The following is a 15,827-nucleotide window of genomic DNA, read 5'->3' as shown; positions in this document are numbered from 1 at the left end:
AAGGTACTGCACGGAGACAACCTCTTTTTTATCCCTACTTAACTCCAACCGAGTGGTAGGGGAGGGAGGGCAGGCAGAGGGAGTGGAGAAGCGAAGCGGTCGCCTTTGTACTTGCCTGCCACCACCTACCCATCTAATAAAAAGGCAGGCAAGTACAACAGCGATCGGAACCCATCTGCCTGCTCTCCCCGCGCGCAACCGTAACACACACGTTTTTTCCGCAGATGACCCATCTGCCTGCCCTCCCTCACCGCAAACCCTCGGTTGGGCAGGAACCCATCCCCGCCTCCCGGCATAAGATGTCATATCTATGAGGGAGAGGAAAGGAGGGGAACGCTGCTATGTTGACCGGATTGCAAGTTGCCATAATCGGCGGCGATGCCCGCCAACTGGAAGTCATTCAGAAGTTCGTGGAGCTGGACGCAACCGTACAGCTGATCGGCTTCGACAATTTGCAGAATCAATACAGCGGGGCGACAAAAGTGCCTTTATCCCCCGAGGCACTGCAGGGCGCGGACGCAGTCATCCTGCCCGTCGTCGGGACGGACGACAACGGGATCGTGGATTCGCTGTTTTCAACCTCGGAACTGCACTTGACCGAGGAACATATCCGCAGCTTGCCGCCGCACGCCAAAGTGTATACCGGCATGGCGAAGGGCTACTTGAAGACGCTCTGCCAGACGGCGGGAATCAAGCTGGTCGAGCTGCTGGAACGGGACGATGTGGCGATCTACAACTCGATCCCGACGGCCGAAGGGGCGCTCATGATGGCGATACAGAACACCGACATCACGATTCACGGGTCGGTGTGTATGGTGTTGGGCCTTGGCCGGACGGGATTTACGATGGCGCGGACACTGCAAGGACTCGGCGCGCAGGTGAAGGTCGGCATTCGCCGTCCGGAGCATTACGCCCGGGCTTGGGAGATGGGTTTTACCCCGTTTTACTTGAATGATCTGGCTCAGCAGGTCTCGAATATCGACTTGCTTTTTAATACGATACCGACTATGATAGTCACAGCACAGATTATCGCCAATATTCCGCACCGGGCGGTCCTGATCGACCTGGCCTCAAGGCCGGGAGGAACGGATTTTCGCTACGCCGAGAGGCGTGGGGTGAAGGCCATGCTGGCCCCCGGATTACCTGGAATCGTCGCTCCCAAAACAGCTGGACGCATTATAGCCAACACCGTCAGCCAGTTGATCATGGAAGATGCCGTTACAGGGAGGAATCGAGAATGAATTGGCAAGGGAAAACCGTAGGATTCGCGCTAACCGGATCCCATTGTACGTTTGCGGAGACGATGCCGCATATTCAGGCTTTCGTCGATCAAGGAGCGCGCGTAATTCCTATCGCATCGCAGACTTTGATGACGACTGATACCCGTTTCGGTACTTCGGAGAATTGGCAGAAGCAGCTGAAAGATATTACGGGGAATGATATCATTTCTACAATTGTGGATGCGGAACCACTGGGGCCGTCCAAACTGCTGGACGTCATGGTCATTGCCCCATGCACAGGGAATACGACCAGCCGGCTCGCGAACGCCATGACCGATAGTCCGGTGCTCATGGCCGCCAAGGCACAGATGCGCAACCAGAGGCCCCTCGTGCTGGCGATTTCTACGAACGACGGATTAGGGCTGAATGCGGCGAATATCGCCAAACTGCTCGTCGCGAAGAACATTTATTTCGTCCCCTTCGGACAGGACGCTCCTCATGTGAAGCCGAACTCGTTGGTAGCACGGATGGAGCTCGTCGTGGAGACATGCGCGGCAGCACTCGAGCATAAGCAATTGCAGCCGATGGTGATTGAGAAGTTCAATTATATGAACGCTTAATAGATTGATTTTTTCAAGGGGAGAGCAGGACATGTCGAATCAAAAGCAGTTTACCGTAGCAGTCGTTGGAGCAACCGGAGCCGTGGGCGAACAGATCATTCGCTTGCTGGCGGAGAGAGATTTCCCCATTAAAGAGCTGAGACTCTTGTCTTCGGCCCGGTCCGCGGGCAAGGTCATCCCCTTCAAGGGCCAGGACGTGATCGTCCAAGAAGCTACGCCGGACAGCTTCCGCGGCGTCGAGATCGCGCTGTTCAGCGCGGGCGGAGACATCAGCCGACAGTTGGTGCCGCATGCGGTCGAGCATGGGGCCGTCTGCATTGACAACACGAGCGCGTTCCGGATGGATCCGGAGACGCCCCTTGTCGTGCCGGAAGTCAACGTCGACAAGATCAGTGAGCATAAGGGCGTCATCGCGAACCCGAACTGCTCGACGATTCAGATGGTGGCTGCACTGAAGCCGTTGTACGACCGCTACGGGATCTCCAGAATTATCGTCTCGACGTATCAGGCGGTATCCGGAGCCGGAGCGAAGGCGATCGACGAGATGCTGCGCCAATCGAGAGACGTACTGGAAGGTAACGATGTGAATCCGCAAATATTGCCGGTCGGTTCGCTGCCGGTGAAGCATCAAATCGCGTTTAACGCCATTCCGCAAATCGACAAGTTTGGGGACAACGGCTTTACTTATGAAGAAATGAAGATGATCAACGAAACGAAGAAAATCATGGGCGACGATTCGATCGAAGTAACCGCCACATGCGTCCGGATTCCGGTCGTGTACGGTCATTCGGAATCCGTGTACGTGGAGTTGAAGTCGGACTTCGACGTGGAAGAAGTGAAAGCTTTGATCGCCGATGCGCCGGGAATCGTACTGCAGGACAATCCGCAGGAGCAGGTGTACCCGCTCGCGACCGACGCTGCCGGGAAGCTCGAGACGTTCGTAGGCCGCGTACGGCGCGACCTGAACAACCCTCGCGCCTTGAACATGTGGATCGTGTCCGACAATTTGTTGAAGGGCGCCGCATGGAATGCGGTGCAGATTGCCGAGTATATCGCGATCGAGCAGCAGTAAGCGGATTTGGACGGCGGACTCGGCTTAGCCGGTCCGCACGATTTTGACGGTTATTCGAGTTTGGAGGGAAGACCATGCGCATTCTTGTGCAGAAGTTCGGTGGAACTTCCCTCTCCGATGCCTTATCCAGAGCTCACGCCATTCATCACATTCAACATGCGCTAGCCGAATCCTATGCTTTAGTCGTCGTAGTATCCGCCATGGGCAGACGGGGAGACCCTTACGCTACGGACACGCTGCTGGACTTGGTCCGGCATCAGGGAAATGCTTTGCCCGCTAGGGAGAAGGATATGTTGTTGGGCTGCGGAGAGATCATCTCTGCGGCTGTGCTTTGCAGTGAATTGAATGCGCTCTCCATTCCGGCTGTCGTTCTCACCGGCGGACAGGCAGGGATTCGCACGAACGACCGGTACGGGAATGCCCGTATCGAGTCGATTCAGCCCGCCCGCATTTTGCACCAGCTTGGTCTGGGTCGCGTCGTGATTGTCACCGGGTTCCAAGGCCAATCCGACGAGCAGGACATGACCACACTGGGGCGCGGCGGCAGCGATACGTCGGCCACCGCCCTGGGGGCAGCATTGAAAGCGGAGTTTGTAGATATTTTCACGGACGTGAACGGCATCTTCACCGCCGATCCTCGACTCGTAGCCGATGCGCAGTCGATCGTAAGCGTCACGTACGCCGAGATTTGCAACATGGCTTATCAGGGGGCGAAGGTGATTCACCCCCGCGCAGTCGAGATCGCCATGGAGGCCAACGTACCCATTCGGGTCCGCTCGACGTTCACCGAGGATCTGGGCACGCTGGTGGCTTCCCCGGATTCGCTCCGCAGCCTGAACCAAAAGCTGAAGGACCGGCATGTGACAGGCATCGCCCACTTTCCGGGGCTGACGCAGATCCGGGTCACAGCGGGAGAAGGGCAATACGATTTGCAGCTTCGGGTGTTTAAGACGATGGCGCAGCATCAGATCAGCGTCGACTTCATCAATGTGAATCCGTCCGGCATCATGTACACCGTCTTCGATCATGAGGCCGATCGGGCCTCTTCGATGTTGAGGGATCTCGGCTATGAGCCGGAGCTTCTTCCAGGCTGCGTGAAGGTATCCGTCATAGGGGGAGGCATGAACGGCGTTCCCGGGATTATGGCGCAAATCGTGGAAGCCTTGACGGAAGAAGACATTCTCATCCTGCAATCGGCCGACTCCAATACGACGATCTGGGTATTAGTCCAGCAGTCGGATATGGTGAAGGCAGTCCGTGCGTTGCATCAGAAGTTTCAATTACACAAAACCGTGTGAACGAGGAGGAAGTTTCGCGTGGATTTCGGAAGAGTTATCACCGCTATGGTCACCCCATTGAATACAGACATGTCCATCGACTGGAACCAGGTGGACGCGCTCATCGACTACTTGATCGAGGAGCAGCTGACGGACGCGATCGTCGTCAGCGGCACGACCGGAGAATCCCCGACGTTGTCCGACGAGGAGAAGCTGCAGCTGTTCGAGGCATCGGTCAAGCGGGCGAACGGCCGTTGCCGGATTATTGCAGGAACGGGCAGCAACGACACGCGCCATTCGATCCACTTGACCCAAGCGGCTGAGAAGCTGGGGGTAGACGGCGTCCTGCTCGTCGCGCCTTACTACAATCGGCCGTCGCAAGAGGGCATGTATCAGCATTTCAAAGCGATCGCGGAGAGCACGAAGCTGCCGGTCATGCTGTATAACGTACCGCACCGCACCGGGATTCAGTTGGCCGCGGATACGACCATTCGGCTGTCCCGGATTCCGAACGTCGTAGCCTCCAAGGAAGCGACTCCGGATTTGAACCACATTACGGAGGTCATCTCCAAATCGGCGGAAGGCTTCCGCGTCTATGGCGGAGACGACAGCTTGACCTTGCCGGTCCTGTCGATAGGAGGATATGGGATCGTCAGCGTGGCGAGCCATGTGATCGGTCGGGAAATGAAGCAAATGGTCGAGGCGTTCCTAGGTGGAGAGAACCGGCGTGCGGCCGAATTGCACGCGCGGCTATACCCGATTTTCACCGGCATCTTCAAGGTGCCGAGCCCTGCAGGGATAAAGCATGCGTTGAATTCCAAGGGGGTCCAAGTCGGGGGCGTTCGTCTCCCGCTGCTTGCCGTATCCCCGGAAGAAGGCCGGTTCGTCGAATCGCTTTTTTGACAGATTCAGTTTATATTGCACCCTTCTGAGTTTTAATGCCGGTGCGGATACGCTCGGGGCACTCGACTTGTATTCGCTCCTCGGCATCATGTATAATAATGGCAAGTGACTGGTTCGGTTAGTTTCGGCAATGGGTTGTTTGAAAAAGATCGTCGTCAATTTCTATTAGGAGGTATAGTCTTGTCTAAGAAAAATATAGAGAAATTATCCATTTTCGCTCTTGGCGGCGTGGGCGAAATTGGGAAAAATATGTACGTGGTCCAATATGCGAACGACATTGTCGTCATTGATTCGGGGTTGAAGTTCCCTGAAGAAGACATGCTCGGAATCGATATCGTCATTCCCGATATTTCGTACTTGATTGAGAATCGGGACAAAGTAAGAGGCATTCTGATCACGCACGGGCACGAAGACCACATCGGCGGATTGCCGTACGTGCTGAAGAGCCTGAACGTTCCCGTCTATGCGACCAAGCTCACCATGGGCTTGATCGAGAGCAAGCTGAAGGAAGCGAACCTGCTCGGCGATACGAAGCGTATCCTGATCAACAGTGAGACGGAAGTCCAGATGGGTTGCATGAAAGCGTCCTTCTTCCGGACAAACCATAGTATTCCGGATTCCGTAGGCGTATGCCTCGCAACACCGGAAGGCAATGTCGTGCATACCGGGGACTTCAAATTCGATCAGACGCCGGTGAACGACCAATACGCGGATTTGCATCGGATGGCGGAACTCGGAAGAAACGGCGTACTGGCGCTTCTCTCAGATAGCACGAATGCCGAGCGCCCCGGCTACACCGGCTCCGAGCGTTCCGTCGGCAAGGAACTGGAAGAAGCATTCCGCCGGGCCAAGCAGCGCGTCGTCGTGGCGACCTTCGCCTCGAACGTGCACCGGGTCCAGCAAGTGATGGACGCAGCCGTAGCCACGCGGAGGAAAGTCACGGTTATCGGACGCAGTATGGTGAACGTCGTCTCCATCGCTCAGGAGCTGGGCTACCTGAACATTCCGGAGGGCATGCTGATCGAGCCTGAGGAAGTGAACAAGCTGGCGGCCGATCGCGTAGTCATTTTGTGTACAGGCAGTCAGGGAGAGCCAATGTCCGCGTTAACCCGGATGGCCCGGTCGACGCACCGGAAGGTCGATATTCTTCCGGGTGACACAGTGATCATCGCCGCCACGCCGATCCCAGGCAATGAGCGCTACGTAGGCCGCGTGGTCGACGAGCTGTTCCGGATCGGGGCGAACGTGATCTACGGACCCGGCTCCGTCTCGGGCGTACACGTCTCAGGTCACGGCAGCCAGGAAGAATTGAAGCTGATGCTGAATCTGATGAAGCCGAAGTACTTCATGCCGATTCACGGCGAGTATCGGATGCTTCGCCAACACTCGTTGCTAGCGGAGTCGGTTGGCATGGATCGGGAGAACATCTTCATCTGCGATAACGGCGACACGGTCGAGATCCAAGGTGGGGTTGCCCGCCGAGGGGCGAAGGTCACCTCCGGCAACACGCTGATCGACGGACTGGGCGTGGGCGACGTAGGCAATATCGTCCTGCGGGATCGCAAGCTATTGTCCCAAGACGGCATTCTGGTCGTCGTCGTCACGCTGAGCAAGCAGGATGGCGCGATCATGTCCGGACCGGATATTATTTCGAGAGGGTTCGTGTATGTACGCGAGTCCGAAGGGTTGCTCGACGAAGCGAATCGGATCGTCACCAACACCTTGAACCGACTTATGGTAGAGAACGTCAACGAATGGGCGTCGCTCAAAACGCAAGTAAAAGATGCACTAGGACGATTTTTGTACGAACAAACCCGCAGAAGACCGATGATTCTTCCAATTATTATGGAAGTTTAGCCTTACCACATACAGTCACTTGTACACCTGTATCGCACCACCTCACGGAACACTCGTGAAGCATGCGCTGGGTACAATCCGCCTCTGGGACCTCGAACCTCCCAGGGGCTTTTTTGATGGAATTTCGGGTTCATGGAAGTAAGGAGGTTTGTCTGATCCGCCTTTCGTTCGCATAAAAATGCCGCTTCAACCGATACTAGGTAAGATCCTTACGTGCAGGAGGCATGCGTCCATGGCGAATTATACGACGAACGAGCAGGAGCCCCAGGAAGCGCCGGAAGAGAAACGCAGGAATCCGGTGTTGGACAACATTCAGCAATTGGGGCAGACGAACACCCCCACAACGGAATCGAACATTTATTGCATGACGATTATCGGTCAGGTCGAAGGCCACCTCGTGCTCCCGCCGCAGAACAAGACGACGAAATATGAGCACCTCATCCCCCAATTGGTCGCGGCCGAGCAAAATCCGAAAATCGAAGGGATGTTGATCATCCTGAATACGGTCGGGGGCGATGTTGAAGCCGGACTCGCCATCGCCGAGATGATCTCCACCATCTCCAAGCCGACGGTTACGCTCGTGTTGGGGGGCGGCCATAGCATCGGCGTGCCGATTGCCGTGTCGGCGGATTTCTCCTTTATTGCGGCGACGGCGACGATGACGATACATCCGATTCGGTTGAACGGGCTCATCATCGGCGTGCCGCAGACGTTCGAATACTTGGAGAAGATGCAGGAGCGGGTCATTCGCTTCGTGACGCATCATTCCCGAGTCGAAGAGCAGGTGTTCAAAGAATTGATGTTCAAAACCGGCGAACTGACGCGCGACATCGGAACGACCGTCATCGGCAATGACGCGGTGAAGTACGGCCTGATCGATCGCGTCGGCGGCATTGGCGAGGCATTGCGGGAGCTGAACCGCCGGATTGAGGAGATTCGCGTGATGAAGAACGGCTTCGCCGTCCCGACAGGAGTGGGGCCGTCATGATTTTTTATTCCAGCATTCCCGACGAAATCGTATTCGATGGGTGGGACGTACCGCGGGAGAGGCCGATGGAGGTGAACGTGAATGGACTGCTGATGGAGGTGCTCCCCGTGTCCTCCACACAGGCTGCGATCGTACGGCTAATATGCCCGGATCCCCAAGTGTACTTGAATCCCGCCTATGCACCGGGACAAATGATTGCGTATCAGCCCACATTGGCTCAACCCGGCTTTGGAACCGGATCATAAGTTTGGCGGGAATATTTTAAGGAAAGCGCTCTTTGCAGCGCTTTTTTTGTTGCCGGGCGTTCTTGGAACGTTCGAGTTGCGCCTCATTCCTCTTATGCAGCTTGTCCGCCGTATGGTATAATATAGCATCGGAGGTGAAACACTTGGCTAAGCGCAAACGCAAAAACGGGTCCTTGTCCGTCCAGTTGAAATATGAACTGTACGGAATTCTAATTCTCATCTTTTCCATCATCGCGCTCTCGGAGCAGGGGTCGGTTGCCAGGTCGTTAACTTACTTATTCCGGTTTTTCATCGGCGTGTTTGACTGGGTCATTCCAGTGATCTTCATCTATATCGGCCTCTATGCGATGATCCGCAGAGCATGGCCGAGGCAGTGGTCGGCGCGGAAAACGGGACTGCTGCTCGTCTTGCTGGGCTTTTTGATTATGAACCATATCACGATGTTCCAGGAGTTGGATCCGAACGAGCAATTCCTTTCCGCAGGGTGGATCATTTCCGTTACGTGGACGGCGCTGATCGACGGGCTGAGTCCGACGGTGCAGGGGACCGAGATTTTGTCGGGCAGCGTCGGCGGCGGCATGATCGGTGCGTTCCTGTACGCCTGCTTGTACATGCTGTTCGACAATTTGGGCGCTAAACTGATCGAGTACACGATGTTTGCCATCGGGTTCGTCCTCATCACCGGATTGTCGTATGTGGACATGATGGCGAAGGTGAAGGGCTTGTTCCGGGGAACCGGTACCCATCTGAGGCAAAGCTTCCTGGACATGTTCATGCTGCTCAAAGGGCGGCCGAAGCCGATCGTAAAAGCGAAAACCGCCGCTGCACGAACCGTACCTGCATACATACCGGATGACGACGACATCGATGAAGAACCGCTGCCGGTGTTCACTCGGGAAAAGAGAAAACCGGTGTTTTTCCAGCTGTTAAGCGGGAAGAAAGCCAACCAAACTACACAAGCGGGTGACACAGGGGCGGATAGATCTCCAGCTCCGGCGGCTTGGGATCCGGAGGACGAAGAGGACATGGCGGGATCGCCGCTCTTGGCGCCGCCATCTGACCCCATTGACGATCCTGGGCCAGAAATGCCGGTCATCCGGGACTTCCAGGAGCAGGTCGAACAGGAGACCGACGGACCGATCCATGCCTCGTGGGTCACTCCGTCCAAGGAGAAGCCGTCCGACGCCGCAGCGAAGAAGAACGGCAAGTCCGACGAGGAGGGGCCGCTTGACGATGCGGAGCTTGCTTTCGATGGCGAAGGTCCGCCGGCACAGCCGGTCAAGCCGTACGAGCTCCCCTCGCTCCAATTGCTCGCCAGGCCGGCTGGAGCCGGCAAGGGCGGGGACCAGTCGGACTACAAGGTCATCGCCAAGAAGCTGGAGTCGACCTTGGAAAGCTTCGGCGTCCGGGCCAAAGTGCTGGAGGTCGTACGCGGCCCGGCGGTAACCCGGTATGAGATTCAGCCGGACGTAGGCGTCAAGGTCAGCCGGATCGTCAGCCTCACCGATGACATCGCACTCGCGCTGGCGGCCAAAGACATCCGGATGGAAGCGCCGATTCCCGGCAAGTCCGCGATCGGGATCGAAGTGCCCAACACCGAAGTGTCCGTCGTCACGATGCGCGAAGTGATGGAGAGTCCGGTGTTCCAGGAATCGAGCGCACGGTTGAGTATCGCCTTCGGCCGGGACATCGCGGGACAAGCGATCGTCGGCAACCTGGCGCGCATGCCTCACTTGCTCGTGGCCGGCGCTACAGGCTCCGGGAAATCCGTTTGCATCAACGGGATCATCACCAGCATCCTGTACAAGGCAAAACCCGACGAGGTCAAATTCCTCATGATCGACCCGAAGATGGTCGAGCTGAACGTGTACAACGGCATCCCGCACTTGCTCGCGCCGGTCGTGACCGACCCCCGCCGGGCTTCTCTCGCCTTGAAGAAGGTAGTCGTGGAGATGGAGAAGCGTTACGAGCTGTTCTCGAAGAGCGGCACGCGCAATATCGAAGGCTACAACGCAATGCTGATCGAGAAGAAGGAAGGCGCGCCGCTGCCCTACATCGTCGTCATCGTGGACGAGCTCGCCGATTTGATGATGGTCGCCTCGAACGATGTGGAGGACGCGATCTGCCGATTGGCCCAGATGGCCCGCGCAGCCGGTATTCACCTTATTATCGCCACGCAGCGTCCCTCGGTCGACGTCATTACCGGCGTCATCAAGGCGAACATCCCGTCGCGGATCGCTTTCGGTGTGTCGTCGCAGGTGGATTCGCGGACGATTCTGGACTTGGTCGGAGCCGAAAAGCTGCTAGGACGGGGAGACATGCTGTTCCTGCCGATGGGCGCCTCGAAACCGGTCCGGGTGCAAGGAGCGTTCCTCTCGGACGCCGAGGTGGAGACCGTGGTCCATTTCGTCAGCAATCAGGAGAAAGCCCAGTACCAGGAAGAGCTCGTCCCGGAATTGGAGGAAGAAGGCGTTGCTTCCGAAGAGATCGAGGACGAGCTGTATGACCAGGCGGTCCAGATCGTGCTCGAAGCCAAGCAAGCGTCCGTGTCGCTGCTCCAGCGCCGCATGAGGATCGGGTATACGCGCGCGGCGCGTCTAATCGATTCGATGGAAGCCAAAGGCGTCGTCGGTCCGTACGAAGGCAGCAAGCCTCGCGAAGTGCTCGTTACGTACGAGCAGTACCATCACAACCGCGTCACGTCCTAAACCCGTAAGGCCTCTCGACGACTGCAATCGAGAGGCCTTTGCCTATGTTCCTGGCTTGTCGCGGAACCACCTCCTGCATAATCGGCTACGGCCTTCCTCATACTAAGGAAAAGCTTCTTACATCCAGATAAGGAAGGTTGAGCGATCGTCATGAATAAACGCATTGTGGTGATAACCCTCAGTATATTGCTGCTCTTGTTCGTCTCGATGCAGCTGAAGCATGCCACGAGGTCGGAGGAAACGTTCAGCAGCGCCAAGCTGAAGTACGGCTCCAAAGGGGAAGACGTCTTCGAGCTGCAAGGCCGATTGAAATATTTGGGCTTCTATTTTGGGAATGTGGATGGGGACTTCGGTTCCAAAACACAGCAAGCGGTCAAAAACTTTCAATACAAATTCGGCATGAAAGAAGTGGACGGCATCGCCGGATCCAAAACGAAGCTGAAGCTCTGGGAAGCGACGAAAGACTGGACGTATGAAAAGACGCCGCGGAAGGAAGCCGGAGCTGGGGCGGGAGCGGGTGCCGGCGGCGGAGCGCCTGCGCCGGCCGCGGGCGGAACGAACCTGCCGGCCTCCAACCATGCGGGCTTGTCGGAGCAAGACTTGAACTTGATGGCCAATGCGGTATACGGCGAGTCGAGAGGCGAGCCGTATGTCGGACAAGTGGCCGTTGCGGCCGTCATCCTCAACCGGGTGAAGTCCTCTAGCTTCCCGAATACGGTATCGGGCGTTATTTTCCAACCGGGCGCCTTCACGGCGGTAGCGGACGGCCAAATCTGGCTCACGCCGAACGATACGGCGAAAAGAGCGGTACAAGACGCCTTGAACGGCTATGATCCATCTGGCGGTTGTCTGTACTACTTCAACCCGGAGACGGCAACATCCAAATGGATTTGGACCCGGGTACAAGTGAAGAAGATCGGCAAGCACATTTTCTGTAACTAACCTCGCACGAACCTCCGGAAGAAGTAACCTACGAGTCAGGTTGCTTCTTCTGTTTGTGGCAGAATATAATGAGAGTAACCCAGATACATTGGTAGAAGGTACCAATCTTAGGGTGCAAGCGCGATGAAGGGAAGGGAGACATACCGTTGAAATCGAACGCTACCGTTTTTGAAAGAGACCGGGTGAATCAGATTCGGCTTCATGTTATGCCGACGAAGCAATTCAAGACCTATGCGATCTCCGTCTATATCGGGCAGCCGTTAGCCGAGGACACCGTTACGAACGTGGCGCTGATTCCCTTCGTCATGCGTCGGGGCACGATGCGCTTGCCGGAGACGAAGCAGTTCCGGGAGCGGCTGGACGATCTGTACGGCGCCGGATTCGGATTTGACGTGTACAAACGGGGCGACTATCAGATCGTGCAATTCCGCATGGATCTGATCCACGACCAATTCGTGGCCGGCGCAAGCGGCCTGCTGAAGCAAGGGTTCGACTTCGTGGGCGGCACGATCAGCGATCCGTTAGTCGAGAACGGAGCGTTCCGGGATAAGTATGTCAGTTCCGAGAAAACGACCGTGCAAAAGAAGTTGGAATCGATCGTTAACGATAAAATCCGGTATGCGGCGGAACGCTGCATCGAGGAAATGTGCAAGAACGAGCCCTATCGGCTCCACCCGCTGGGACGGCTGTCGGATTTGCCGGCAATCACGCCTGCCGGCTTGTATGAAGCTTACAAGCAATGGCTGAGCACCGCCCCGATCGACCTCTATGTAGTGGGGGATACTACGATGGAGGAAGTGAAGCAGCTCGTTAGCGAGAGCTTCCCGATCGCGCGAGCCCAAGACGCCAAGTATACTCGGACACAGACGCAGCAAGTTCCTCGAGACATAAACGAAGTGGTCGAGCGGCTGGACGTTACCCAGGGCAAGCTGAATATGGGCTTGCGCACGCCGGTCACGTATGCCGACGAGCAATACCCCGCCGCCTTGCTATATAACGGGATTTTGGGCGGGTATCCTCACTCCAAGCTGTTCCTGAACGTACGGGAGAAGGAGAGCCTGGCCTATTATGCCTCCTCGCGCTTTGACGGGCATAAGGGCATCGTGACGATTCAATCGGGCATCGAATTCGCCAACTACGAGAAAGCCGTCACGATGATTAAGAAGCAAATGGACGCTATGGTGAAGGGCGACATCAGCGAGCTGGAGCTGGCTCAGACGAGGGCGATGATCGCGAATCAGCTGCGCGAGAGCCAGGATTCGGCATTCGAGATGATCGCGCTGGACTTCAACACGCAGCTGTCGGGCAAGGAACGGACGGCGGAGTCGCTCATCGAGGCAACCGAGCAGGTCGATATCGCCGCGATTCGGGAAGTGGCGGAATCCGTCCGGCTGGATACGATCTACTTCCTGAGAGACCGGAAAGGGGGGAACTGAGCATGGAAGCCATTCCGTTCACGAAGCTGCAGGAAACGATCTATCACGAGCAGCTGCCAAACGGCTTGAACGTCTATATATTGCCAAAGCCGGGGTTCCAGAAGACGTATGCTACATTCTCGACCCGGTACGGCTCGATCGACAACCATTTTCAGGTTGAAGGACAGGACGAAGTACGGGTGCCGGATGGCATCGCCCATTTCCTTGAGCACAAAATGTTCGAGGAACCCGAAGGCGACATCTTCGCCAAGTTCGCTTCCCTGGGCGCTTCCGCCAACGCGTTCACGAGCTTCGACCGGACGGTGTACTTGTTCTCCGCGACGGGTAACATCCCGGAGAACTTAAACACCTTGATCAATTTCGTGCAAAATCCTTATTTCACCGATCAGAATGTGGAGAAGGAAAAAGGGATTATCGGGCAAGAGATCAACATGTACGGCGACAATCCCGACTGGCGCGTATATTTCGGCCTAATCGAAGCACTGTATATGCGGCACCCGGTACGCATCGATATTGCCGGCACCGTGGAGTCAATCTCCCACATCACGAAAGAAACGCTATACACGTGCTACCGTACGTTCTATCATCCGAGCAACATGAGCCTGTTCATCGTGGGCGGCGTCGAGCCGGAGCCGATCATGGAGCTGGTGCGGGCCAATCAGGCCGCGAAGAACTTCCCGCCGCAGGGCGAAATTCGGCGCATCTTCGAAGAGGAGCCGAACCAGGTGCAGGCTAAGGTCAAGCGAATCGAACTGCCCGTCTCGCTCCCAAAGGCGATGTTCGGCTTCAAGGAACCGATCGGCGGCGAGAGCGGGGACGACCTGCTGCGCCGCGAGCTGACGACCAAGCTCGTGCTGGACGCGCTGCTCAGCCCTAGCTCCGCCCTCTACCAGAGCATGTACGACGATGGACTGATCTCCGACTCCTTCGGCCATGAATTCAATTGCGGGGCCAACTATGCGTTCTCCCTTATGGGAGGCGATACGAAGGATCCCGATCAGCTGCTGGAGCGCGTGACGAGCGCACTCAAGGATGCGGTCCGAACCGGCATTCCGGCGGAGGCGTTCGAACGGAGCAAGCGCAAGAAGATCGGAGCGTTCCTGAGAATGCTGAACTCGCCGGAAGCGATGGCCGGAGAATTCACCAAGTACAAATTCCGCGGCACGCACCTGTTCCACGTGCTGGATACGTACGAGAGCATCACGCTGGAGGACGCGAACCGCCGGCTCGGTGAGCATGTCGATTTCGACCGGCTCGGCTTCTGCGTTGTGCAAAGCCCCGAAGGAGGGCAGGCATCCTCATGACGAAGCCTCTGTCCGAGACGACCGTCCTGATCACCGGCGCCAGCCGGGGGATCGGGGCGGCGGTGGCGGAACGATTCGCCTCAGTGGGCATGCATGTCGTCATTCATTACTTGAACGCCCATGAGTCGGCCAACGAGGTGGCTCGCGCCTGTTTGGCTTATGGGGTACGCGTACTGACGGTGACGGCGGATCTTCGCTCCAAGGAGCAGCTGCTTCGGATGAAGGAGAAGATGGAGCTGCACGGCATGCTGCCGGATATCCTCGTCAACAATGCGGGGATCGCACACTTCGGCCTGCTGTCGGACGTGACCGAGGAAGAATGGGACCAGGTGATGGACATTAACCTGAAGGGCATGTTCCTGTGCTCCCAGCTGTTCATGGGCCGTATGATCGAGCAGAAATACGGACGCATCATCAACGTTTCGTCCATCTGGGGTATTTCCGGCGCCTCCTGCGAAGTCGTCTATTCGACGGCCAAGGGAGGGGTGAACGCGTTCACGAAGTCGCTGGCGAAAGAGCTTGCTCCGTCCGGCGTGACCGTCAATGCGGTGGCGCCCGGCGTCGTGGAGACGACGATGAACAGCCGGCTCGACGATCACGAGCAGCAGGCGCTGAAGGACGACATCCCGGTCGGCCGGTTCGCCCAGCCGGATGAGATCGCCTCGCTCGTTTATTTTCTCGCCTTGCCGGAATCGGGTTACATCACCGGACAGATCATCAGTCCGAATGGCGGCTGGCTGACTTGATCCATACGGACCATCCGAACCGAACTCTATCGTACCGAGGCCGGACACCTTCCCTGATTTTGGCGCGCTTTTGTGGGCATAGCTCATTCGCGGTTGGTCCAAACTACAACTGCAATTGCACACAAACTTTACGGAGGAGCGTGTCACCATGTCTACGGTACTGAAAAGCTTCGAGCGCTGGAAAGAATTTTTGGCGGAGCGGGTCGAGCAAGCGCACAGAGCTGGGATGAGCGACGAGACGATCTCCAAGCTCGCCTTCCAGATCGGCGAATTCCTGTCCGACAAGATCGATCCGGAGAACAAGGAAGAGCGTATCCTGAAGGAGCTGTGGGACGTCGCGGATGAGGACGAGAAGCGGATGATCGCCCGGCTGATGGTCAAAATGGTCAAATAAATCTCAACTTGCTGAGCCTCCTGCGCAGGGGGCTTTTGCGCGTTGTAGTCGGAAAATGTTTAATGGGTAGAAGGAAAGTGGCGAAAATTGTAGAATAGGAATAAGATTGACCCTA

The 15,827-nt window shown here is 56.7% G+C and carries 14 protein-coding genes; all 14 read left to right on the top strand.

The features are described 5' to 3' along the window. Window positions 1–341 precede the first annotated feature (341 nt). The 14 genes from dpsA to ACI5FR_RS14615 all read left to right on the top strand — a co-directional run bounded on the left by dpsA (window position 342) and on the right by ACI5FR_RS14615 (window position 15,712). Window positions 342–1,241 carry a dipicolinate synthase subunit DpsA gene (dpsA, locus tag ACI5FR_RS14680; RefSeq protein WP_405455416.1) on the top strand — a complete coding sequence of 300 codons (900 nt, stop codon included), beginning with the start codon at window positions 342–344 and terminating at the stop codon, window positions 1,239–1,241. Next, on the top strand, window positions 1,238–1,840 hold the full coding sequence (locus ACI5FR_RS14675) for a dipicolinate synthase subunit B (protein ID WP_405455414.1): 603 nt from the start codon (window positions 1,238–1,240) through the stop codon (window positions 1,838–1,840). Before dpsA ends, ACI5FR_RS14675 begins: the two co-directional genes overlap by 4 nt. A gap of 31 nt (window positions 1,841–1,871) precedes the next feature. After that, on the top strand, window positions 1,872–2,912 hold the full coding sequence (locus ACI5FR_RS14670) for an aspartate-semialdehyde dehydrogenase (RefSeq protein WP_405455412.1): 1,041 nt from the start codon (window positions 1,872–1,874) through the stop codon (window positions 2,910–2,912). Window positions 2,913–2,986: 74 nt separating this feature from the next. Then, the gene (gene dapG, locus ACI5FR_RS14665) at window positions 2,987–4,210 is read left to right on the top strand and encodes an aspartate kinase (protein ID WP_405455411.1); all 1,224 of its coding nucleotides are present in this window, start codon (window positions 2,987–2,989) and stop codon (window positions 4,208–4,210) included. Between the two features lie 18 nt (window positions 4,211–4,228). Beyond that, window positions 4,229–5,092: a 4-hydroxy-tetrahydrodipicolinate synthase gene (gene dapA / locus ACI5FR_RS14660; protein ID WP_405455410.1), complete on the top strand. Its 864-nt coding sequence runs from the start codon at window positions 4,229–4,231 to the stop codon at window positions 5,090–5,092. A gap of 180 nt (window positions 5,093–5,272) precedes the next feature. Continuing rightward, window positions 5,273–6,949 carry a ribonuclease J gene (locus tag ACI5FR_RS14655; protein ID WP_405455408.1) on the top strand — a complete coding sequence of 559 codons (1,677 nt, stop codon included), beginning with the start codon at window positions 5,273–5,275 and terminating at the stop codon, window positions 6,947–6,949. A gap of 232 nt (window positions 6,950–7,181) precedes the next feature. Continuing rightward, window positions 7,182–7,937 carry a ClpP family protease gene (locus tag ACI5FR_RS14650; protein WP_405455406.1) on the top strand — a complete coding sequence of 252 codons (756 nt, stop codon included), beginning with the start codon at window positions 7,182–7,184 and terminating at the stop codon, window positions 7,935–7,937. Next, window positions 7,934–8,182 carry a YlzJ-like family protein gene (locus ACI5FR_RS14645; protein ID WP_405455404.1) on the top strand — a complete coding sequence of 83 codons (249 nt, stop codon included), beginning with the start codon at window positions 7,934–7,936 and terminating at the stop codon, window positions 8,180–8,182. The genes ACI5FR_RS14650 and ACI5FR_RS14645 overlap by 4 nt, the downstream gene beginning before the upstream one ends. 143 nt (window positions 8,183–8,325) lie before the next feature. Further along, window positions 8,326–10,890, top strand: coding sequence for a DNA translocase FtsK (locus tag ACI5FR_RS14640; RefSeq protein ID WP_405455402.1), 2,565 nt, complete (start codon window positions 8,326–8,328; stop codon window positions 10,888–10,890). 150 nt (window positions 10,891–11,040) lie between these two features. Continuing rightward, complete coding sequence (gene sleB, locus ACI5FR_RS14635) at window positions 11,041–11,832, top strand: spore cortex-lytic enzyme (protein WP_405455400.1); 792 nt, start codon at window positions 11,041–11,043, stop codon at window positions 11,830–11,832. 206 nt (window positions 11,833–12,038) lie between these two features. Continuing rightward, window positions 12,039–13,268, top strand: coding sequence for an EF-P 5-aminopentanol modification-associated protein YfmF (yfmF, locus tag ACI5FR_RS14630; RefSeq protein ID WP_405455445.1), 1,230 nt, complete (start codon window positions 12,039–12,041; stop codon window positions 13,266–13,268). 2 nt (window positions 13,269–13,270) lie between these two features. After that, complete coding sequence (gene yfmH / locus ACI5FR_RS14625; RefSeq protein WP_405455398.1) at window positions 13,271–14,572, top strand: EF-P 5-aminopentanol modification-associated protein YfmH; 1,302 nt, start codon at window positions 13,271–13,273, stop codon at window positions 14,570–14,572. Further along, window positions 14,569–15,318 (top strand): elongation factor P 5-aminopentanone reductase, encoded by a 750-nt coding sequence (gene ymfI, locus ACI5FR_RS14620; protein WP_405455395.1) that lies wholly within the window; start codon window positions 14,569–14,571, stop codon window positions 15,316–15,318. The genes yfmH and ymfI overlap by 4 nt, the downstream gene beginning before the upstream one ends. Before the next feature lie 148 nt (window positions 15,319–15,466). Next, window positions 15,467–15,712 (top strand): DUF3243 domain-containing protein, encoded by a 246-nt coding sequence (locus ACI5FR_RS14615; protein WP_405455393.1) that lies wholly within the window; start codon window positions 15,467–15,469, stop codon window positions 15,710–15,712. Window positions 15,713–15,827: the final 115 nt, after the last annotated feature.

Source organism: Paenibacillus sp. HJGM_3, from assembly GCF_045062745.1.
Classification (GTDB): Bacteria; Bacillota; Bacilli; order Paenibacillales; family NBRC-103111; genus Paenibacillus_AA.
Note: the sequence above shows the minus strand (reverse complement) of the source record. Positions and strands in the feature narration are given on the sequence as shown.